Below are 20,804 nucleotides of genomic sequence, written 5' to 3' on the forward strand. Positions count from 1 at the left end.
GGCCCGAAAGAAAGGTAGGAGGCCATGACGAAAGGTCTGCACGTGCCTTCCGAGATCGGCAAGCTCAGGAAGGTCTGCCTGCACCGTCCCGGCGACGAGCTCCTCAACCTGCCGCCCGACGAGCTCGAGCGACTCCTGTTCGACGACGTCCCGTTCCTGGAGGTCGCGCAGCAGGAGCACGACACCTTCGCCCAGATCCTGAGGGACCAGGGCGTGGAGGTCCTCTACCTCGAGAACCTCGTCGCCGAGGTGTTCGACCAGGTCCCCGGCGCCCGCGCCGAGTTCACCGACCAGTACATCGCCGAGGCCGGCATCCGCGGCCAGCACATGCCGCAGATCGTCCGCGAGAAGCTGGACTCCATCGAGGACAACCTCGAGTTCGTCAAGAAGACCATGGCCGGCATGACCAAGGCCGAGATCGACATGCCCCTCACGGCGTCCACGACCCTCGACTCCCTGGTCAACTCCGAGTCCGAGTCCGACCTGATCATCGACCCGATGCCCAACCTCTACTTCACCCGCGACCCGTTCGCGGTCGTCGGCGAGGGCGTCAACCTCAACCGCATGTACTCGGTCACCCGCAACCGCGAGACCCTGTACGGCAAGTACGTCTTCAAGTACCACCCCGACTACAAGGACGTCTCCCTGTACTTCCGCCGCGACTGCCAGTTCCACACCGAGGGCGGCGACGTGCTGAACATCAACGAGAAGACCCTCGCCGTCGGCATCTCCCAGCGCACCCAGGCCGCGGCCATCGACGTCATGGCCCAGAACATCTTCTGGAACTCCGACTCCAAGGTCGAGCGCATCCTGGCCTTCGACATCCCGGTCTCGCGCGCCTTCATGCACCTCGACACGGTCTTCACCCAGATCGACGTCGATAAGTTCACGATCCACCCCGCCATCATGGGCACCCTGCGCGTCTACGAGCTGACCGCCGGCAAGAACCCGGGCGACGTGAACATCCGCCTGGTCGAGGACACCCTCGAGCACGTCCTGGAGGACGCCACCGGCGTCGACCAGGTCAAGCTGATTCCCTGCGGCGGCGGCGACCCGATCGCGGCCTCCCGCGAGCAGTGGAACGACGGCTCCAACACCCTGTGCGTCGAGCCCGGCAAGATCTGCGTCTACGCCCGCAACACCGTCACCAACGACGTGCTGTACAAGGAGGGCCTGGACCTTCTCGTCGTGCCCTCCGCCGAGCTCTCCCGCGGCCGCGGCGGCCCGCGCTGCATGAGCATGCCCTTCTGGCGCGAGGACCTCTAAGGTCTTCAAGGACCCGTACAGGTCATAATACATACATCTAGCTGCCATTAGATGTCTCCCATTGGGGCGGTGCGGGTTTTCGCACCGCCCCAATCTTGTATGAGGAACGTCAACACGATTGGATGACTGCTTTTGTAAGGAGCTTGGCCATGGACATCAAGACGATTGGCGTTGAGGGATGGCTCAACGTTTGGGAGAAGAGTGCCACGTGGGACATCGCCCAGTCGACGATCTCGTCGCTCACCATGGGCGAGCTGCGCGCGCTCGATGAGCAGGACGGCGCCACGTTCTACGAGCGCCTGGACCGCGAGAAGATGAACTACGGCTGGATCGAGGGCTCGCCGGAGTTTAAGGCCGAGGTTGACAAGCTGTATCGTCGCGAGGTCAATCCCGATCACATTCTGCAGACCAATGGCTGCACGGGCGCTAACCTCAACGCCATCATGGCTGTGGTCGAGCCCGGCGACCATGTGATTGCCGAGTGGCCCACCTATGCGCCGCTCTACGAGATTCCGCGCACGCTGGGCGCCGAGGTCGAGTACTGGGAGCTTCGCGAGGAGCTCGGCTGGAAGCCCGATATCGAGGAGCTTAAGCGTCTGGTTCGACCCACCACCAAGCTCATCTGCATTAACAACGCATCGAACCCCATCGGAACGGTGCTCGATGCCGATACGCTCGGCCAGATTGCCGAGATCGCCCGTTCGGTGGGCGCCTACGTGCTGTGCGACGAGGTGTATCTGCCGCTCGAAAACACTGAGTCCTTTATGTCGATGGTCGACGTGTACGAGAGGGCCATTGTCACCAACTCGTTGTCGAAGACCTATTCGACGCCTGCGGCCCGCGTGGGCTGGGTCGTGGCCGACGAAGAGGTGTCCAACCGTATCCGCACTTATCGCGATTACACCATGATCTGCGGCGGTGTGTTCAACGACGCCCTGGCGACCTATGTGCTTGAGCACAAGGACAAGATCCTCGAGCGCAATCGCAAGATCGTGTTTGGCAACCGCGATATCGCGCAGGCTTGGATCGATACGCAGCATCGCGTTTCCTGGACGGCCCCACAGGGCGTGTCTACCTCGTTAATCCAGCTGGATATTCCCGAGGACGACGAGGAGTTCTGCAAGCGCCTGCTGTCCGAGAGGGGAGTGCTGCTGGTACCCGGCAGCCGCTTTGAGCTTCCCTGTGGCGCACGCCTGGGCTACTGCGCGAGCGAGGACGTTCTGCGCGAGGGCCTGAGGCTTTTGGGCGAGGCGCTGGCGGAGTTTGATCGCTAGGATTCCGATGATCTTCGAGGGCGTTATCTAAATTGGCCGAAGATAATCGAAAATGGACCCGTTTCCCTAGGGGAAGCGGGTCCATTTTTCTATACCGAGAAGTCAAGTTGTTACAAATGGAGCCGTAAAGCGAGCCGGTATCCGCTGGGCCTTATACTGAGTTTCCGGTGAACGGTATCAAGCGTCTGGTAAACGGTAATTTATTTACCAGAAATGAATAGGACAAACTTTTTTCTGAATAAAAATGAAAATGGTTGAGACGCGGTATGAACCGCTAATTCTATTCATAGCTTTAGTTGAAATATGCAATTTGAGGATGGTTTAACAAAGTTAAGTTCCATTTGATTTTAGGATTGAAAACGCGTTTAAGCACGTAAATACGCTTTATTAAGATGAAGTGTGCCATGCGTGAAGTATATGTGTATGCCATTCACCCCCTATAAAAAACCGTTCGGGGGCAAGGTGGAAGTATGGGCTGATTTTGGATATAAATATGTCGTCAGCAATAACGCCTCACACGGAGGGGCGCTAACGAATCGGCCCTGACAAGGGCCCGAAAGAAAGGTAGGAGGCCATGACGAAAGGTCTGCACGTGCCTTCCGAGATCGGCAAGCTCAGGAAGGTCTGCCTGCACCGTCCCGGCGACGAGCTCCTCAACCTGCCGCCCGACGAGCTCGAGCGACTCCTGTTCGACGACGTCCCGTTCCTGGAGGTCGCGCAGCAGGAGCACGACACCTTCGCCCAGATCCTGAGGGACCAGGGCGTGGAGGTCCTCTACCTCGAGAACCTCGTCGCCGAGGTGTTCGACCAGGTCCCCGGCGCCCGCGCCGAGTTCACCGACCAGTACATCGCCGAGGCCGGCATCCGCGGCCAGCACATGCCGCAGATCGTCCGCGAGAAGCTGGACTCCATCGAGGACAACCTCGAGTTCGTCAAGAAGACCATGGCCGGCATGACCAAGGCCGAGATCGACATGCCCCTCACGGCGTCCACGACCCTCGACTCCCTGGTCAACTCCGAGTCCGAGTCCGACCTGATCATCGACCCGATGCCCAACCTCTACTTCACCCGCGACCCGTTCGCGGTCGTCGGCGAGGGCGTCAACCTCAACCGCATGTACTCGGTCACCCGCAACCGCGAGACCCTGTACGGCAAGTACGTCTTCAAGTACCACCCCGACTACAAGGACGTCTCCCTGTACTTCCGCCGCGACTGCCAGTTCCACACCGAGGGCGGCGACGTGCTGAACATCAACGAGAAGACCCTCGCCGTCGGCATCTCCCAGCGCACCCAGGCCGCGGCCATCGACGTCATGGCCCAGAACATCTTCTGGAACTCCGACTCCAAGGTCGAGCGCATCCTGGCCTTCGACATCCCGGTCTCGCGCGCCTTCATGCACCTCGACACGGTCTTCACCCAGATCGACGTCGATAAGTTCACGATCCACCCCGCCATCATGGGCACCCTGCGCGTCTACGAGCTGACCGCCGGCAAGAACCCGGGCGACGTGAACATCCGCCTGATCGAGGACACCCTCGAGCACGTCCTGGAGGACGCCACCGGCGTCGACCAGGTCAAGCTGATTCCCTGCGGCGGCGGCGACCCGATCGCGGCCTCCCGCGAGCAGTGGAACGACGGCTCCAACACCCTGTGCGTCGAGCCCGGCAAGATCTGCGTCTACGCCCGCAACACCGTCACCAACGACGTGCTGTACAAGGAGGGCCTGGACCTTCTCGTCGTGCCCTCCGCCGAGCTCTCCCGCGGCCGCGGCGGCCCGCGCTGCATGAGCATGCCCTTCTGGCGCGAGGACCTCTAAGTCTTTCCGTTTCCGGTGCGGTTCCCCTACAACCGCACCGGTTTCGCCCGTCAAACGGGCAACACTAATACTTACGTAATTCATTTTTTCGAAAGGAAACGAACCATGGGTGTTAACCTCTCCGGCCGTAGCTTCCTCAAGCTCCTCGACCTCTCCACCGAGGAGATCGAGTACTTGCTCAAGCTTTCCAAGAACTTCAAGGACATGAAGCGCGCTGGCGTTCCGCACCGCTATCTCGAGGGCAAGAACATCGTTCTGCTCTTCCAGAAGACCTCCACTCGTACCCGCTGCGCCTTCGAGGTCGGCGGCATGGATCTGGGCATGGGCGTCACCTACCTCGATCCCGGTTCGTCGCAGATGGGCAAGAAGGAGTCCATCGAGGACACCGCCCGCGTTCTCGGCCGCATGTATGACGGCATCGAGTTCCGTGGCTTTGCCCAGGACGACGTCGAGGAGCTCGCTGCCAAGTCCGGCGTGCCCGTGTGGAACGGCCTGACCACCGAGTGGCACCCCACCCAGATGCTTGCCGACATCCTGACCGTCCAGGAGAACTTCAACTACGACATCAAGGGTAAGACCCTCGTCTTCATGGGCGACTGCAAGAACAACGTTGCTCGCTCCCTCATGGTTGTCTGTTCCAAGCTCGGCATGAACTTCGTGGCCTGCGGCCCCGAGGAGTGCATGCCCGCCGACGACGTCATCGAGGCCTGCAAGCCCATCGCCGAGGCCAACGGCTGCACCATCAAGCTGACCACCGACGTCAAGGACGGCGTCACCGGTGCCGACGTTATCTACACCGACGTGTGGGTCTCCATGGGCGAGCCCGACGAGGTCTGGGCTGAGCGCATCGCTCAGCTCACCCCGTATCGTGTCACCTCCGAGGTCATGGCTATGGCCAACCCGGGTGCCATCTTCCTGCACTGCCTGCCCAGCTTCCACGACACCAACACCACGATTGGCGCCGAGAAGTGCGAGCAGTTCGGCATCACCGAGCAGGAGGTCACCGACGAGGTCTTCGAGAGCCCCGCTTCCAAGGTCTTCGACGAGGCCGAGAACCGCATGCACACCATTAAGGCTGTCATGTACGCCACGCTCAAGTAAGAGCATCTAGCATCTCGCTCGGGGTGTCTTGCTGCACACCCCGAGCGGCTTTGTCTGGTAAATATCTCGCGTCGGGCGGTGGGCACGGCACGGAAGATCCGCTTCGCGCGAGAAAGTTAAATGATTTATGAAGGGGGGATGAGAACTATGACTGAGACCGCTAAGAAAAAGCGCGGTATGCCTTCATCGTTCACCATTCTTCTTGCTCTGCTGGCAATTGTTGCAGTTGTTACCGTTATCGTCTCCGGCACGTCCGGCGGCACGGTTACTGCCGCCCGTCTGAGCGATTTCTGCACCGCCCCGATTAAGGGCTTCGCTGACGCTCTGCCCGTCTGCCTCTTCGTTATGATCCTGGGCGGCTTCCTCGGTATGATGACCGAGACCGGCGCTCTGGACAACGGCATCGCCGTCCTGGTGCAGAAGCTTAAGGGCAACGAGATCATGCTCATTCCCGTGCTGATGCTCATCTTCTCCCTCGGTGGTACCACCTATGGTATGTGCGAGGAGACCGTTCCCTTCTACGCCCTGCTCGCCGCTACCATGATGGCTGCCGGCTTCGACCCGATGGTCGGCGCCGCTACCGTCCTGCTCGGCGCTGGCTGCGGCTGCCTCGGCTCCACGGTTAACCCGTTCGCCGTCGGCGCTGCCGTCGACGCCCTGACCGGCGTTGACATTGCCGTGAACCAGTCCATCATCATCGGCCTCGGTGCCGTCCTGTGGCTTGTTACCACCGTCATGTCCATCGTCTTCGTGATGAACTATGCCAAGAAGGTCAAGGCTGACAAGGGTTCCACCATCCTCTCGATGCAGGAACTCAAGGACGCCGAAGAGGCACATGGCAAGGCTGCTTCCGAGGTCCACAAGGAGGTCAAGCTCACCGGTCGTCAGAAGGGTGTTCTGATCGCCTTCGCCTTCACCTTCGTCGTCATGATCGTCGGCTTCATCCCGCTGGCCGACCTCAACGAGGGCGTCGCCAACTTCTTTGACGCTGGCGCTGTCTACGACGCCGACGGTAATGCCGTCGTCCAGGGCTGGTCTGCCCTGATCACCGGCCTGCCCATTGGCCAGTGGTACTTCGACGAGGCTTCCACCTGGTTCTTCCTCATGGCTATCCTGATCGGTATCATCGGTGGCCTGTCCGAGAAGCAGATCGTTAACACCTTCATCACCGGCGCTGCCGACATGATGTCCGTTGTTCTCGTCATCGCCCTCGCCCGTGGCATCTCCGTCCTCATGGCTAGCACCGGCCTCGACGTTTACGTCCTCGACGCTGCCGCCAATGCCCTGGCTGGCCTGTCCGGCGTGATCTTCGCTCCCATGAGCTTCCTGGTCTACTTCGGCCTGTCCTTCCTGATCCCCTCGACCTCCGGTATGGCCACCGTCTCCATGCCCATCATGGGACCGCTGGCTGTTAAGCTCGGCTTCTCGCCCGAGGTCATGGTCATGATCTTCTCCGCCGCCATCGGTGTCGTGAACCTGTTCACCCCGACCTCCGGCGCCATCATGGGCGGTCTCGCCCTGGCCAAGATCGAGTGGACGACCTGGCTCAAGTTTGCCCTTAAGCTCATCGTCGCGCTCTCCGTCGTCTGCGCCATCATCCTGACCGTCGCCTGCGTGTTGCTCTAAGTACCCAACGGGTACCCCACGGAAACCTTGACGATCCTGTAAAGGATCATCTGGTCATCGTCTGTCCGGTGGGGTCAACCCACCGGTAGACTCCTACCTTTAGCCCCCTCCCGTTCCGTGCGCGGGAGGGGGCGCTCTCATGTTGCGCGGTTCTACGAACCGCGCAACCAGTCGACGCTGTGCGCCGCCCAGGACGACAATTTGTCATTCAAAAGGCAAGGCATGACCAGAAGGTCTATGCCTTGCCTTTTTCATGCCAACTTGTACGTCCTGGACGTCGCTCGCTGACTTATGCTCAACCTGCGACGTTTCTGTTGTTGGTGCAAAGGTGTCAGGTTAGTTTGCGCCAAAAGGGGAAGTTGCGGTGGAATAGTTCCTGTTTGGCCGTCATGAGGGGTTAAACAGGAACTATTTCACCGCAACTTATCGATGACGTGTTTGGTTGATGCCCGTTGGCTGCTTGGGTGTTGGGAAGGGTCTGCTCCGTTATAATCGCCTAGAACATTAAATGGAAACGGGACGGGAGCCATACATGCGCCAGGGTTTCGACAACGCGAAGTATATCGAGCTGCAGGCCGCTCATATTAAGGAGCGCATCTCGCAGTTTGGCGGCAAACTCTATTTGGAGTTTGGCGGCAAGCTGTTTGACGACTATCACGCGAGCCGCGTGCTGCCGGGTTTTGAGCCGGACAGCAAGTTTCGCATGCTCAAGAGCATAGCCGACGACGTTGAGGTCATCATCGCCATTAACGCGAACCACATCGAGAAGAACAAGGCTCGCGGTGACCTGGGCATTACCTATGACGAGGACGTTTTGCGCCTGGTCGACCTGTTCCGCGGCAACGGTTTTGCTGTCGCGGCCGTGGTTATCACCCAGTACGCCGGCCAGCCCGCCGCCGATGTGTTCCGCAATCGCCTGAACGCGCTCGGCATTCCCGCCAAGTTGCACTATCCCATCGAGGGCTATCCGCACGACGTCGACCTGATCGTGTCCGACGACGGCTATGGCAAGAACGAGTTTGTCGAGACCACCCGTCCGCTCGTCGTGGTCACCGCGCCGGGTCCTGGCTCGGGCAAGCTCGCCACCTGCCTGTCTCAGCTCTATCACGAGCACAAGCACGGCACCGCCGCCGGCTATGCCAAGTTCGAGACCTTCCCGGTCTGGAACCTTCCCCTCACGCATCCGGTCAACATCGCCTACGAGGCGGCCACGGCAGATCTCGACGACGCCAATATCATCGACTCCTTCCACTTGGAGGCCTACAACAAGACCACGGTCAACTACAACCGTGACGTCGAGGCTTTCCCGGTGGTCCGTGCTCTGATGGAAAAGATCCTGGGCAAGAGCCCCTACCAGAGCCCCACGGACATGGGCGTCAACATGGTCGGCTTTGCCATCACCGATGACGATGCCTGCCGCGACGCTTCCAAGATGGAGATCGTCCGCCGCTACTTTACCGCGGTCGAAAATGTGCGCCGTACCGGCGTGGGCGATGAGCAAGTCGACCGTCTCAAGATTATTATGAAGAAGGCCGGTATCGACAAGAACTACTCGCCGGCGCGCTCGGCCGCCCTTACCAGGGAGCAGCTGACGGGTGGCCCCGTAGGCGCCATGGTCATGCCCGACGGCTCCGTGGTGACCGGCAAGACTTCCACGCGCCTGGGCGCCGCGAGCTCGCTCATCATGAACGCACTTAAGAATGTCTCGGGCGTTGACCTTGAGCTCGAGGTCATCAGCGATGAGGCGATTGAGCCTATCAGCAAGCTCAAGACGCATTTCCTGGGTAGCAAGAACCCGCGCCTGCACACCGACGAGACGCTTATGGCGCTCTCGATCACCTCGGCAACGAGCGAGACGGCGGCCCGCGTCCTTTCGGGTCTGGAGCAGCTGCGCGGCTGCGATGCCTTCTTTAGCGTGATCATCTCGCCGACGGACGAGACGGTGTTGCGCAAGCTGGGCATCAACGTGTGCTGCGAGCCCAAGTTCGAGCGCCGTGGTTTCTTCCACCGCTAAGCCTGGATTAATTGGTCTGAAAGGGGCGCATCGGGTATGCATTCGGTGTGCCCCTTTTATCAACAAAGCTACCGTTTAACCTAAAAATAGCCCGTTTACCTGCCTATAAGCGATTTGGGCGGTATACAATAACCCTAACTGTTTCATCCTTTTGCGGGGATGCCGCATGATGGATGTTGCCGGCCATCATGGGGTGTGCCGGTCGCGCACGGTGCAGGTGATGCCCGTGCTCGGTTTGAGGAGGCTGCCATGGCTGGCAAGGGTCGTGCGAGTGTCAACGATATGAAGCGTGTCGAGGTGCAGGTGCTGATGGAGATCGCACAGCTGTCCGAAGACAACGGCGGATTTTATGGCTTTTCGCGCAAGACGCTTGCCGAGCGTGTGGGGGTGTCTCCGTATCGCGCCCGCGCGGCAATTGAGCGCTTGGAATCCGAAGACATCATCGAGGTCGTCTCGCGCTACAGCGACGACGGCGGCCAGCTCGCAAATGGTATTTGTCTCACGGAGCGTGGCGAATGGTATCTAGAGGGCATCCGTGCCGGTATGCTCGTGAAGGACTTGATCGAGGATGAAGCCGCCGATCGATAACAGCGTGCATTCATAGTGGAAACGACGCCGCCTGGGCAACCGGACGGCGTTTTGTTTCGAGATGGAGAAATGCGATTGCGCGTAAGAAAAAATGCGTGCGGCGCGCGTCGCGAGTATTACAATGAAGACCCGTAAGATGTGTATGGACAACTTCTACGGGAAGCGCAGGTAACTCAATATGACCAAGCATGTGTTCGTGACCGGCGGCGTGGTTTCGTCTCTGGGCAAGGGTATTACCGCGGCCTCGCTGGGCCGTCTGCTCAAGTCGCGCGGGTACAAGGTAACGATGCAAAAGGCCGACCCGTATCTGAACGTCGACCCCGGCACCATGAGCCCGTTCCAGCATGGCGAGGTCTTTGTGACCGAGGACGGCTACGAGTCCGATCTGGACCTGGGCCACTACGAGCGCTTTATTGACGAGAACCTAACCCGCGATTCCAACTTTACGACTGGTGCCATCTATAAGAGCCTGATCGCCCGTGAACGTCGCGGTGACTTTTTGGGCGGCACCGTACAGGTGATTCCGCACGTCACGAACGCCATTAAGGAAAAGTTCCGTCGTATTGAGGAGCAGACCGGCTCCGACGTGGTCATCACTGAGCTGGGCGGCACTATCGGCGACATTGAGTCGCAGCCGTTTGTCGAGGCCATTCGCCAGTATCGCAAGGAGGCCGGCCCCGAGAACGTCTGCTACATCCACGTGTCGCTCGTTCCCTATATCGCCGCCGCCCACGAGGTCAAGACCAAGCCGACGCAGCACTCCGTTAAGGAGCTCCGCAGCTTTGGTATCCAGCCCGATATTATCGTTCTGCGCTCCGACCACCATATCGACGATGCCATCCGCGGCAAGATCGCAAGCTTCTGCGACGTCGACACCGACTGTGTCTTTACCAACGAGGACTGCGCGAGCATCTACGATGTTCCGCAGCTGCTTGCCGAGCAGGACTTTGACCTGCGCATTTGCGAGCGCCTGGGTCTGGACCCGCGTGAGCGCGACCTGAGTCAGTGGAACGAGTTCCTGCGCAAGCAGAACCATGCCAACCAGCACGCCGACAAGGTGAAGATCGCCGTCGTGGGCAAGTATACGCAGCTGCCCGATGCCTACCTGTCGGTTATCGAGGCCCTGCACCACGCTGGTGTGTTCTACGATCGCCACGTTGACGTGCAGCTGGTCGATGGCGAGAGCCTCGACGAGCAGAATGTCTCCGAGGTCCTGGGTGACGCCTCGGGCATCTTGGTCCCTGGCGGCTTTGGCAAGCGCGCCCTGGAGGGCAAGATCCTCGCGGCCGAGTTCGCCCGCGAGCACAAGATTCCGTATCTGGGCATTTGCCTGGGTATGCAGGTAGCCGTGTGCGAGTTCGCCCGCAACGTGGTCGGCCTTGCCGGCGCCAGCTCTTCCGAGTTCGATCCGGATGGCCCGTATAGTGTCATCGACCTGATGAGCTCGCAGGAGGACGTGACCGAGAAGGGCGGCACCATGCGCCTGGGCGCCTATCCGTGCAAGCTCGCCGCCGATACCCTCGCGCGCGAGGCATACGGCGAGGAGCTCGTCTACGAGCGTCACCGTCACCGTTTTGAGTTCAACAACGCCTTCCGCGATCAGCTCGAGGACGCCGGTTTGGTTATCTCGGGTCTTTCGCCCGACGAGCGTCTGGTCGAGATGGTCGAGCTGCCGCGCGACGTACATCCGTGGTATGTGGCAACTCAGGCTCATCCCGAGTTCAAGAGCCGCCCGACCAACCCGCAGCCGCTGTTCCGCGAGTTCGTGCGCGCTTCGATCGGCCAGCACGAGGGTGTCGACCGTCTGCAGGTGACGCCCAAGAACCTCGCTACGGACTAAGGGTGCCGGAGAATAAGGAACATACTGAAGCTACTCCCTCGTCGCTCGCTGTGGTGGCGGGGGAGTATCTCGATTACCTCGCGGTCGAGCGGGGTTTGGCGCGCAACACGATTGCGGCCTACCGTCGTGACCTGACGACGTACTGCGCCTATCTGGAGCGGGCGGGTATTGTGTCTTTTGAAGAGGTGACTCGTCAGGTCGTGGAGGGCTTTGTCGCCGACCGTCGCGACGGAGGCTATTCCGACGCCTCGGTGGAGCGCGCGCTTGCTGCCGTGAAGGGCCTGCATGCCTTTTTGGTGCGCGATGGGGCCGTGGCCCAAAACCCGACGGCGGCGTTGCGCCTGCCCAAAAAGGCAGATCGCCTGCCGGAATACCTTTCGGTGGAGGACGTCTCGGCACTGCTGGATCAAGACTTTCCCGAGGGCGAGATGGGCTTGCGCGACCATGCCATCTTGGAAGTGCTTTACGGTTGCGGCTTGCGCGTGAGTGAACTGGTTGGGCTCGATGTGGGCGATATCCATATCGACGATGGCTTTGTGCTCGTTCGCGGTAAGGGCTCAAAGGAACGCCTGTCCCCGCTGGTGGGAAGCGCGGCGCGAGCTCTGGCGCTCTATGTAACTGAGGGGCGTTCTCGCTTGGCGGCCCATGCCCGCGGAACAGAGACCTCGGCGGTCTTTTTAAATAAGAACGGACGTCGCCTGTCGCGTCAGGCCGTGCATGCGATATGCGAGCGGTATGGGCGCCAGGTGGGGCTGGTGGGGCTCCATCCCCATACCTTGCGCCACTCCTTTGCCACCCACATGCTCGCGGGCGGTGCCGACCTGCGTGTGCTGCAGGAGATTTTGGGCCATGCCGATATTTCGACCACGCAGGTCTATACGCATGTCGATCGTACGCAACTGACCGAGGTCTATCTGGCGGCGCACCCGCTGGCACATCGTTAACACATCGCTGACCTGCATATTTATAGGTATTTGGGGACGGGCCCCAGATTGCCGCGGCGTGCTTTTGCGCGCGCATGGGCAATCTGGAGCCCCGTCCTATTTTTCGCCACTTGGCGTCGCGGTGGTGGGCCGCACGTGCCTTGGGTGGGGGAGTTTGGGGGCGATGTGAACGGCATGTAAAGGGACGCAAAAATCGCCTCAAGGTCAACTTGAAGGTTGAGGTTGAACGGCGGGGTGCCACAGGTGGCATCCCGCCGTTGATGTAAACACAACATATTGTGTTTTCGAACATATGCTTGGAGGTGTTTTGCAATATATGGTGGGTGGAGTGGTGAGGCGGAGTGGGGGAAGGGGTGGGGAAAGGTGTTGAAAAATGGGGCGGTTCCCCATATTATTAATGACGTCGACAGGCGGGGTGGTTCCCCGCGTACGTGCCATCTGAGTAACCGAGGGGAGGGCGCACATGGGAATGACTGGTGCATACGAGCGCAATCTCGATGCAAAAGGTCGTCTGTCCCTGCCTGCACCCCTTCGCGAGGAGCTTGGAGAGCACGTTCGCGTGTTCAAAGCCCTGGATGTCGATGCTCTGTACGTGTTCTCTGCCGAGGCCTTCGATAAGTGGGTCGAAGGACTCTTCGCGGGTCGTGAGGGCCACGAGGGTTTTAACCCGCGTGACATTAACGACCAGAAGCTCATGAGGGCGATCAACAAGCGCACCACGTCGATGGACGTGGACAGCGCCGGTCGTATCGGTCTTTCCGAGTCTCTCCGCAAGCAGGCGAACCTCGACCGCGAGGTCACGGTTGTGGGCAACTACGACCACCTTGAGGTTTGGGATCGCGCCGCGGCCGATGAGGACGATGACGATGAGGCCTTGCTGGACCTCTTCTTCTCGTAAGGGCAAGGCACGGGTAACGGATGGAGCGTGGGATCTTGACACAAGAATATCGGCATGAACCTGTCATGCTCGGCGAAGTGCTTGAGTCGCTGCGGCTAAAGAGCGGCTCCGTTGTCTGCGATTGCACCCTTGGCGGTGCCGGCCATTCGGTAAAGATGGCCGCGCAGGTGGGGGAGACGGGCCTTCTGCTCGGCGTCGATCAGGACGACATGGCCCTCGAGGCCGCTGGCGCCCGTCTGGACCGCGAGGTTCCCGGCGTTCCGCACCAGCTGCTGAAGGGCAACTTCGGCGACTTGGACGAGCTGCTTTGCTCGGCCGAGGTGCCCGGGGTCGATGGCTTCCTGTTCGATTTGGGCGTTTCGTCACCGCAACTCGATATCCCTGGCAGGGGCTTTTCGTATAACGAGGACGCCCCATTGGACATGCGGATGGATCCGGGCAATAACACCTTAAACGCAGCTGAGGTCATCAACACCTATAACGAACACGACCTCGCCCGGATTCTACGCGTCTACGGCGAAGAGAAGTTCGCCTCGCAGATCGCGCGCGAGATCGTGCGCCGCCGCGAGCAAGAACCGATCGAAACCACCGGCCAATTTGTCGAGATCATCAAGGCGGGTATCCCGGCTGCCGCTCGTCGGCATGGCGGACACCCGGCCAAGAAAAGTTTCCAGGCCATTCGCATCGAGGTCAATCACGAGCTCGATGTGCTCGAACGAGGGCTTGATGCCGCCACCAGGTGGCTCAACCCGGGCGGACGTATCTGCGTCATCTCGTATCACTCGCTCGAGGACCGTATCGTAAAGAACCACTTTAAGGAGATGAGCCAGGGGTGCACGTGTCCGCCGGAGATTCCGGTGTGCGTGTGCGGCAACGTGCCGATACTCAAGGTCATCACCCGCAAACCCTTGGTTGCCCAGCCTGATGAGGTTGAGCGCAACCCTCGGGCGAGATCAGCCAAAATCCGCGTGGCGCAGCGTCTGTAGGCGCGACCGCGCGATATTGGACCTCCCGCTCGCACCATAAACGAAGCTTAAACACACTACCAACGTACTCGGGATGGGAGGCGGCATATCATGGGCTACAACACTTCAAGCGCAGCACTCGCCTATGATATGAACGCCATGCCCGCCTATCGTGAGACGCCGCAGGCCCCCGTTGCTCCCCGTGAGCAGCGCGCGCCGCGCTTTGATGTCTACACGGGCGCGGGCCGTCAGGCAAACCAGGCGGTAAGCCCGGTTTTCATGAGCGTTCTTAAAACGTTTTGCATCATTGCGGCTATCTTCATGACGATCGGCGTCGCCCGCGTGGCGCTCGCCGGCGTTACGGCCCAGGTGCTCAACAGCAACGCCGAGCTTACCAGCACGCTCGAAAAGGCGACCGATGAGAGCTCCGACCTGGAGGTCATGCATTCGGTCTATGGCGCCGACACGCGCATTCGCGACCTTGCGGGCGCTTATGGCATGGTGGAGCCCAGCGAGAGCGTTACACTTGACTTTTCGCAGGATGCAGCCGCGGGCGCCAACGCGACCGCGACCGCTCAGTAGCAAGACGGTAGCTGAGTATGACAAATGACTATCGCCGCGGTTCCGATGGGGGCCGCGGTTCTGGACGTCCCTCGTCGCGGGGACGTTCTGGTTATCAAGGAACGGGTCGGCAATCTTACAACGCCGGGCAGTCCCGTGGCAACGACCCGGCGTCGCGACTTCGCGGCTCGGGCGGCCCTCAAGTGCATAACACCAGGTCGCGCAAGAGTTCGTCGACCGAATGGCTCACAGGCGCACCTCTGTCTCGCCGCAAAGCCGTTATGGGCTTCATCGGGCTTGGCTTGGGCTTGGGCGTCTTTCGCCTTGCCGACTATCAAATTGTCGAAGCCGATAAACTGCGCGAGCGTGCCGATGCGCGCCGCCTGCTTGCGCAGACCCTCTATGCCAAACGCGGCACCATCTACGACCGCAACGGCAACGTGTTGGCGTCGTCGGTCGAATGTCGCAACATCGCCGTGAACCCGCAGCTTGTCGAGGATGTTGACAAGACGGTGTCGGCGCTGGTCAAGGCAACTGGAATCGATAAAAAGACCTGCCGCAAGCTCGTTGAGTCCGATGGAACCTGGGTGTATATCAAGCGCCAGGTGGACGAAGACGATGTTGCGGCGCTGGAGAAGAAGAACCTGCCCGGCGTGCTTTTTGAGCAGGCCATGAAGCGCGTATATCCATACGGCAATCTGGCATCGCAGGTGCTGGGTGTAGTGAATGTAGACAACGACGGCTTGACGGGTCTCGAAAAGCAATACAACAAGCTTCTGACAGGCACGAACGGTTCTCTCGTACGCGAGCGCGCGAGGGACGGCAGCTATATCGCGGGCGGCGCCTATAAAAAGGTGGCTGCGGTCGACGGCGTTGATATCGTGACGACGCTCGACGTCAATATCCAGCGTGCGGCCGAGGATGCCCTGGCAGAGGCAGTTGAGAAGACTAAGGCCAAGAACGGCTCGGCGCTGGTCACCGATCCTACGACAGGCGAGATCTTGGCAGCCTGCTCGTATCCGACTTACGACCAGACCAATCTGGAAAACGCCAAGACCGAGGATATGAACTTGCGCCTGGTCACCGACGCCTACGAGCCCGGCTCGGTCTTTAAGACGCTCGTGGCAGGCGCCGGCTTCGACTTGGGCGTCGTGCGATCGAGTACGTCGTTTGAGGTGCCGGCGAGCATCAAGGTGGGCGACGATACCGTCACCGATGCTGACAAGCGCGACTACGCCATGACCATGGATGTGCGCGAGATGATGCGCCGTTCGTCCAACGTGGGCTTTGTCCTGGTGGGGCGCAAGATCGGTGCCGACGACTTTGCCGCCTATGTGGACAAGTGGGGCATCGGTCATAGCTCCGGTGTAGATTTTCCGGGCGAGAGCCTGGGTATCGTCAAGGAGCGTGACCAGTATGACGGCGCCACGCTGGGCTCGATGAGCTTTGGACAGGCACTGTCCGTCTCGCCGATTGAGATCGCACGTGCCGTGGGCGGCATCGCCAACGGCGGTGTGATGATGACACCGCACTTCTATAAGTCCAGCAAAGGCGACGAGAAGGACTGGGGCGAAGGCGAGCGCGCGATTTCGGAGGACGCCGCATCCCAGGTGACATCGTGCATGCAGACGGTCGTGTCCGAGGGAACGGGCGTTGGCGGCGCGGTTGACGGCTATGACGTAGCGGGTAAGACCGGTACGGCCGAACGTGCCGACGAGAACGGCGGCTACCTCAAGGAGAACTACATGTCGTCCTTTATGGGCTTTGCACCGGCACAATCGCCCAAGGTGCTGTGCTATATCACGCTCGACGGAACGCCGAGCGGCTCAGATGCCGCTGCGGTGCCGTTCCAGTCCATTATGGCCAACGCGCTCGACGTGCTGGGTATCCCGCACACGAAGTAGGGGGTTACAATCTTTGGGGCGTGGTTTGTTGTCCCATATGAGGGTGTTCACATGCCCTGCACCACGCATGTGCGGCGCTGGGATACAATACGCCGATAGCATTATTAGGTTTACAGGGGAGCTGCAATGATAGAGATCGCCGTCAACAACCTCGCGGCCGCAACAGGGGCCCGAACCGTGACGGGAGAAGCCGATCGGGTATGCCGCGGGTGCGTTATCGACTCGCGCCAGGTCGAGGAAGGGACGATTTTCGTCGCCTTTCCCGGTGAAAACGTCGACGGCAATGATTTTGCTTCCCGTGCCGTCCAGTCGGGTGCCGGCGCCGTCGTGATGACGCGTGAGCCCGAGGCCGAGCTGGTCTCGCTGGCGCAGGACAAGGGGTGCGCCATCCTGCTGACCGATGATCCCGAGGAGTTTCTGCTGCGTTTGGCGCACACGTATCGCCTGGAGCTTGGCTGCCTGGTCGTTGGTATTACCGGTTCCATCGGCAAGACGACGACCAAGGACGTGCTCGCCGCCGTGCTCGCCAAGCGCTATCGTGTCTGGGCCACCAAGGGCAATTTCAATAACCTGATCGGCATGCCGCTCACGGTGCTTTCCGCTCCGGCCGATACCGAGGTCCTGGTGCTCGAGATGGGCATGAACCATTTCCACGAGATTGAGCGCCTGTCCCAGTCCGCCAATCCCAACCTTGCCATCGTGAGCAAGATTGGTACCTCTCACATCGGCATTTTGGGCAGCCGCGAGAACATCGCCCGCGCTAAGGCCGAGATTGTCCAGGGTATGTGCGCCGCCGGCGACTTCTTGCCGCTGCTGGTTTTGGGCGGTGAGGACGACTTTACGCCGTTCATTCGCGATACGTTCGCCCAGCCTGCTGGTATCGATGTGATGCTGGCCGGCGTCTCGGACGATGATGAGGTCCGCGCCCGCGACATTCGTGTTGATGACGAAGGCCGTCCGGTCTTTACGCTCGATTTTGGCCAGGGTGAGACGACCGATACCATGCTTGCCATCCCCGGCGTGCAGTCCGTCCCAAATGCCGTTAAGGCCGCCGCAGTTGCCTATCGCCTGGGCGTGACGCCCGAGCAGATCGATGCTGCCTTTAGAGGCCTCACGATCACCGGTCACCGCCAGGAGATCAAGCGCGCCAAGAGCGGTGCACGCATCATCGACGATTCCTATAACGCCAGTGCCGAATCCATGGCTGCTGGCCTCGATCTGCTGTGCTCGCTTTCGTGCACGGGGTCTCGTATGGCGATCCTGGGCGAGATGGGCGAGATGGGCGACGAGGCTCCTCGCATGCATGAGCTCGTGGGCGCCTATGCCGCCGCCAAGAAGCTCGACATGCTGGCGTGCGTGGGTGGTGAGCTGGCCCAGCTTATGGCCGATGCCGCGCGAATGATGGGCATGGACGAGGACCGCGTCCAAGTGTTCTCCGATTATCAGCAGGTGCTCGACCGCATGGGCGGCGCGCTTGAAAAACATGATGTTGTACTGGTCAAGGGTTCCCGCTTTGTTGAGCTCGACCGCTTTGTGGAAGGCGTGTGCTAGCCCATGTTCGGCAATCCCTCGTATCCAACGTATCAGGCTTTTTTGGGGCTTGGCATCGCCGCCGCCATTGCGCTGCTGCTCATGCCGTGGTGGATCAAGCTACTCAAGGTCGAGGGTATCGGCCAGCAGGTTCGTGCCGACGGCCCCAAGCGTCATTTGGTTAAGCAGGGAACGCCCACCATGGGTGGCGTTGTCATCCTCGTCGCGATCTCGCTGACCTGCCTGCTGATGGGCAAGCTCACCACCGAGCTCGTGCTCGTGCTGCTCGCCACGCTGGCGACCGGCGTGCTGGGCCTGATCGACGACCTGACCTCCGTTACGCATGGGCGCTCGCTCGGTCTGACGCCCCATGCCAAGATGATCGGCCTAACCATTATCTGTGTCACCTTTACGGTACTTGCCGTCAACTGGTGCGGCGTCGCCCCCGAGATTCGTTTTCCCGGCGGCCTGACGATTGACCTCGGTGTTCTTTCGACCACCATCTGTGGCCTTTCGTTCCCGTGGCTCTACATTGTCTTTTGCTGGCTGATGATCGCCGGTCTTTCTAATGCCGTGAACCTGACCGATGGCCTTGACGGTCTTGCTGGCGGCACCTCCATGATTGCCATGCTCGCCATGGCCGCCATGGCGTTTTTGCACGGAGACGTGAACCTGTCCATCTTCTGCACCGCGTGTGCCGGTGCCTGCTTGGGCTTTCTGTGGTTCAACTGCTATCCGGCGAGCATCTTTATGGGCGATACCGGCTCGCTTGCCCTGGGCGCCGCGTTTGCCTGCACGTCCATCATGACCAACACCGAGGTCGTCTCCCTCATCATCGGCGGCCTGTTTATCGTTGAGACCCTGTCGGTCATGATTCAGGTTGTCTACTTCCACTTTACGCACAAGCGCGTCTTCCTTATGGCGCCCATCCATCATCATTTCGAAAAGAAGGGCTGGGCCGAGACCAAGGTCGTCATCCGTTTTTGGATTATCGCTGCGGCCTTTGGTGCCGTTGGCCTTGCTCTGTTCTTCCAGTTGGGATAGTGGTCTTTCATGCCTCTTGCTGATGTCTTTAGCCTGCTCGTTTTGGGTCAGGGCAAATCCGGTCTCGATGTCGCCCGCTGGGCGCTGGCACATCCCGAGCGCGTAAGCGCCGTTACCGTGTATGGCGGCGGCACCTCTGAGCCCAATGACGCCACGCGTGCGCTCGAGGCTGCTGGTGCGTCGTTTGTCTATGGGACCGAACAGGTCGAGGGCGCCTATGACGTATGCGTGACGTGCCCGGGCATCTCGGAGTTCTCGGGCTTCTTTAAGGCCGGGCGCGATCATGCCGCCCAGATTATGGGCGAGCCCGAGTTTGCCTATCGCCTGTCGCCCGATAACTGGATTGCCATCACGGGTACCAATGGCAAGACGACTACCACGTCGCTGACTGATTATCTGCTCAAGGCTGCCGGCGAGGCCAGCGTTGCTGTCGGCAACATCGGCGAGCCGCCGGTCAACGAGATTGACGGCCGAGCCCACAACGAGTGGTTTGTGGCTGAGCTCTCGAGCTATCAGATTGCTACGACTACCGAGCTCCATCCTCGCGTGGCGGTGCTGCTCAACATCACTCCCGACCACTTGGGCTGGCATAAGAGCCATAACAACTATGCGCTTGCCAAGATCAAACTGTTTGACAATATGGTTGATGACGATCTGGCGGTTGTCGACGTCGAAGACGCCGGCATTCACGAGTTCGATGAGTACATCTACACGCCGGGTCGTCGCATCTGCAAGGTTGCCTTTGACGAGCCTGAGGGCGAGGATGCCGCCTTTGTGCGCGATGGCAAGATGATCGTGCGTCTGAAGGGCGTCGAGACCCCGCTCATCGCTACATCCGAGCTCAAGATCTCGGGCCATCACAATGTTATCAATGCCCTGTGTGCTGCCACGGCTGCCTTGGCAGTCGGTGCCGATGTCGATGGTGTCTGCCGCGGTCTGGCCTCGTTCCAGCCGCTCGAGCACCGCGTGGAGCCGTGTGGCGAGATTGACGGCGTGCGCTACGTCAACGATTCCAAGGCGACCAACACCGATGCGGTCGAGAAGGCACTGACGGCATTTCCCGATGACGACGTGATCTTGCTGCTCGGCGGCCACGATAAGGGCACGCCGCTCACGGACTTCGCGCGCGTCGTTATGGACAACGTGCGCTCGGTCGTCTGCTTTGGCGATGCGCGCGAGCGCTTCACCGCCGCTATGGACGAGGCTGATGTCGATGGCGATGTGGATATCGCCCAGGCGGATGACCTGCGCGACGCCGTGGACGTTGCCCGTTCGCTTTCGAGCCGTGGCGATGTGATCTTACTTTCTCCTGCCTGCTCTTCGTTCGATGAGTTCTCGGGCTATGAGGAGCGCGGCCGCGTGTTTAAGGACTACGTGGCTCAGCTTGCCGCTACAGCGAAATCACAAATGGAATAGGGGTTGCGGTGAGAGAG

The 20,804-nt window shown here is 60.3% G+C and carries 16 protein-coding genes; all 16 read left to right on the forward strand.

Annotated features, from left to right (window positions below):
* The first annotated feature begins 24 nt into the window (after positions 1-24).
* Positions 25-1,266 (forward strand): arginine deiminase, encoded by a 1,242-nt coding sequence (gene arcA / locus PMX21_RS00670; RefSeq protein ID WP_271757154.1) that lies wholly within the window; start codon positions 25-27, stop codon positions 1,264-1,266.
* 149 nt (positions 1,267-1,415) lie between these two features.
* The gene (locus PMX21_RS00675; RefSeq protein WP_271757158.1) at positions 1,416-2,540 is read left to right on the forward strand and encodes an aminotransferase; all 1,125 of its coding nucleotides are present in this window, start codon (positions 1,416-1,418) and stop codon (positions 2,538-2,540) included.
* Between the two features lie 574 nt (positions 2,541-3,114).
* Positions 3,115-4,356 carry an arginine deiminase gene (arcA, locus tag PMX21_RS00680; RefSeq protein ID WP_099431519.1) on the forward strand — a complete coding sequence of 414 codons (1,242 nt, stop codon included), beginning with the start codon at positions 3,115-3,117 and terminating at the stop codon, positions 4,354-4,356.
* A 105-nt stretch (positions 4,357-4,461) separates the two neighbouring features.
* Positions 4,462-5,457: an ornithine carbamoyltransferase gene (gene argF / locus PMX21_RS00685; protein ID WP_099431521.1), complete on the forward strand. Its 996-nt coding sequence runs from the start codon at positions 4,462-4,464 to the stop codon at positions 5,455-5,457.
* A gap of 138 nt (positions 5,458-5,595) precedes the next feature.
* The gene (locus PMX21_RS00690) at positions 5,596-7,083 is read left to right on the forward strand and encodes a YfcC family protein (RefSeq protein ID WP_416378162.1); all 1,488 of its coding nucleotides are present in this window, start codon (positions 5,596-5,598) and stop codon (positions 7,081-7,083) included.
* A gap of 532 nt (positions 7,084-7,615) precedes the next feature.
* Entirely contained in the window at positions 7,616-9,097 is a 1,482-nt protein-coding gene (locus tag PMX21_RS00695; RefSeq protein ID WP_271757165.1) for a DUF1846 domain-containing protein, read from the forward strand.
* A 249-nt stretch (positions 9,098-9,346) separates the two neighbouring features.
* Positions 9,347-9,685, forward strand: coding sequence for a helix-turn-helix domain-containing protein (locus PMX21_RS00700; RefSeq protein WP_271757168.1), 339 nt, complete (start codon positions 9,347-9,349; stop codon positions 9,683-9,685).
* A gap of 178 nt (positions 9,686-9,863) precedes the next feature.
* The gene (locus PMX21_RS00705) at positions 9,864-11,525 is read left to right on the forward strand and encodes a CTP synthase (RefSeq protein WP_195361182.1); all 1,662 of its coding nucleotides are present in this window, start codon (positions 9,864-9,866) and stop codon (positions 11,523-11,525) included.
* A gap of 2 nt (positions 11,526-11,527) precedes the next feature.
* Complete coding sequence (gene xerD, locus PMX21_RS00710; protein ID WP_271757173.1) at positions 11,528-12,469, forward strand: site-specific tyrosine recombinase XerD; 942 nt, start codon at positions 11,528-11,530, stop codon at positions 12,467-12,469.
* A 463-nt stretch (positions 12,470-12,932) separates the two neighbouring features.
* The gene (locus tag PMX21_RS00715; protein ID WP_006234269.1) at positions 12,933-13,367 is read left to right on the forward strand and encodes a division/cell wall cluster transcriptional repressor MraZ; all 435 of its coding nucleotides are present in this window, start codon (positions 12,933-12,935) and stop codon (positions 13,365-13,367) included.
* A 20-nt stretch (positions 13,368-13,387) separates the two neighbouring features.
* The gene (gene rsmH, locus PMX21_RS00720) at positions 13,388-14,353 is read left to right on the forward strand and encodes a 16S rRNA (cytosine(1402)-N(4))-methyltransferase RsmH (protein WP_006234266.1); all 966 of its coding nucleotides are present in this window, start codon (positions 13,388-13,390) and stop codon (positions 14,351-14,353) included.
* A 90-nt stretch (positions 14,354-14,443) separates the two neighbouring features.
* Positions 14,444-14,914: a hypothetical protein gene (locus PMX21_RS00725; RefSeq protein ID WP_055309808.1), complete on the forward strand. Its 471-nt coding sequence runs from the start codon at positions 14,444-14,446 to the stop codon at positions 14,912-14,914.
* 182 nt (positions 14,915-15,096) lie between these two features.
* Positions 15,097-16,797 (forward strand): peptidoglycan D,D-transpeptidase FtsI family protein, encoded by a 1,701-nt coding sequence (locus tag PMX21_RS00730; RefSeq protein WP_334204069.1) that lies wholly within the window; start codon positions 15,097-15,099, stop codon positions 16,795-16,797.
* A gap of 126 nt (positions 16,798-16,923) precedes the next feature.
* Positions 16,924-18,348 (forward strand): UDP-N-acetylmuramoyl-tripeptide--D-alanyl-D-alanine ligase, encoded by a 1,425-nt coding sequence (locus PMX21_RS00735; RefSeq protein WP_271757176.1) that lies wholly within the window; start codon positions 16,924-16,926, stop codon positions 18,346-18,348.
* Between the two features lie 3 nt (positions 18,349-18,351).
* Positions 18,352-19,371, forward strand: a complete 1,020-nt coding sequence (mraY, locus tag PMX21_RS00740) for a phospho-N-acetylmuramoyl-pentapeptide-transferase (protein WP_006234262.1) — start codon at positions 18,352-18,354, stop codon at positions 19,369-19,371.
* A 9-nt stretch (positions 19,372-19,380) separates the two neighbouring features.
* A complete protein-coding gene (gene murD / locus PMX21_RS00745; protein ID WP_271757179.1) occupies positions 19,381-20,787 on the forward strand; it encodes a UDP-N-acetylmuramoyl-L-alanine--D-glutamate ligase in 1,407 nt (468 codons plus the stop codon).
* The last annotated feature ends 17 nt before the right edge of the window (positions 20,788-20,804 follow it).

The organism is Collinsella aerofaciens (assembly GCF_028209885.1).
Classification (GTDB): domain Bacteria; phylum Actinomycetota; class Coriobacteriia; order Coriobacteriales; family Coriobacteriaceae; genus Collinsella; species Collinsella aerofaciens_BA.

Bases quoted from the DNA above. Each gene is read 5' to 3' on its own strand.
- PMX21_RS00735 (WP_271757176.1), top strand. From the start codon at position 16,924: ATGATAGAGATCGCCGTCAACAACCTCGCGGCCGCAACAGGGGCCCGA.
- PMX21_RS00695 (WP_271757165.1), top strand. From the start codon at position 7,616: ATGCGCCAGGGTTTCGACAACGCGAAGTATATCGAGCTGCAGGCCGCT.
- mraY (WP_006234262.1), top strand. From the start codon at position 18,352: ATGTTCGGCAATCCCTCGTATCCAACGTATCAGGCTTTTTTGGGGCTT.
- argF (WP_099431521.1), top strand. From the start codon at position 4,462: ATGGGTGTTAACCTCTCCGGCCGTAGCTTCCTCAAGCTCCTCGACCTC.
- arcA (WP_271757154.1), top strand. From the start codon at position 25: ATGACGAAAGGTCTGCACGTGCCTTCCGAGATCGGCAAGCTCAGGAAG.
- arcA (WP_099431519.1), top strand. From the start codon at position 3,115: ATGACGAAAGGTCTGCACGTGCCTTCCGAGATCGGCAAGCTCAGGAAG.
- PMX21_RS00690 (WP_416378162.1), top strand. From the start codon at position 5,596: ATGAGAACTATGACTGAGACCGCTAAGAAAAAGCGCGGTATGCCTTCA.
- PMX21_RS00725 (WP_055309808.1), top strand. From the start codon at position 14,444: ATGGGCTACAACACTTCAAGCGCAGCACTCGCCTATGATATGAACGCC.
- rsmH (WP_006234266.1), top strand. From the start codon at position 13,388: ATGGAGCGTGGGATCTTGACACAAGAATATCGGCATGAACCTGTCATG.
- PMX21_RS00700 (WP_271757168.1), top strand. From the start codon at position 9,347: ATGGCTGGCAAGGGTCGTGCGAGTGTCAACGATATGAAGCGTGTCGAG.
- PMX21_RS00675 (WP_271757158.1), top strand. From the start codon at position 1,416: ATGGACATCAAGACGATTGGCGTTGAGGGATGGCTCAACGTTTGGGAG.
- PMX21_RS00705 (WP_195361182.1), top strand. From the start codon at position 9,864: ATGACCAAGCATGTGTTCGTGACCGGCGGCGTGGTTTCGTCTCTGGGC.
- murD (WP_271757179.1), top strand. From the start codon at position 19,381: ATGCCTCTTGCTGATGTCTTTAGCCTGCTCGTTTTGGGTCAGGGCAAA.
- PMX21_RS00715 (WP_006234269.1), top strand. From the start codon at position 12,933: ATGGGAATGACTGGTGCATACGAGCGCAATCTCGATGCAAAAGGTCGT.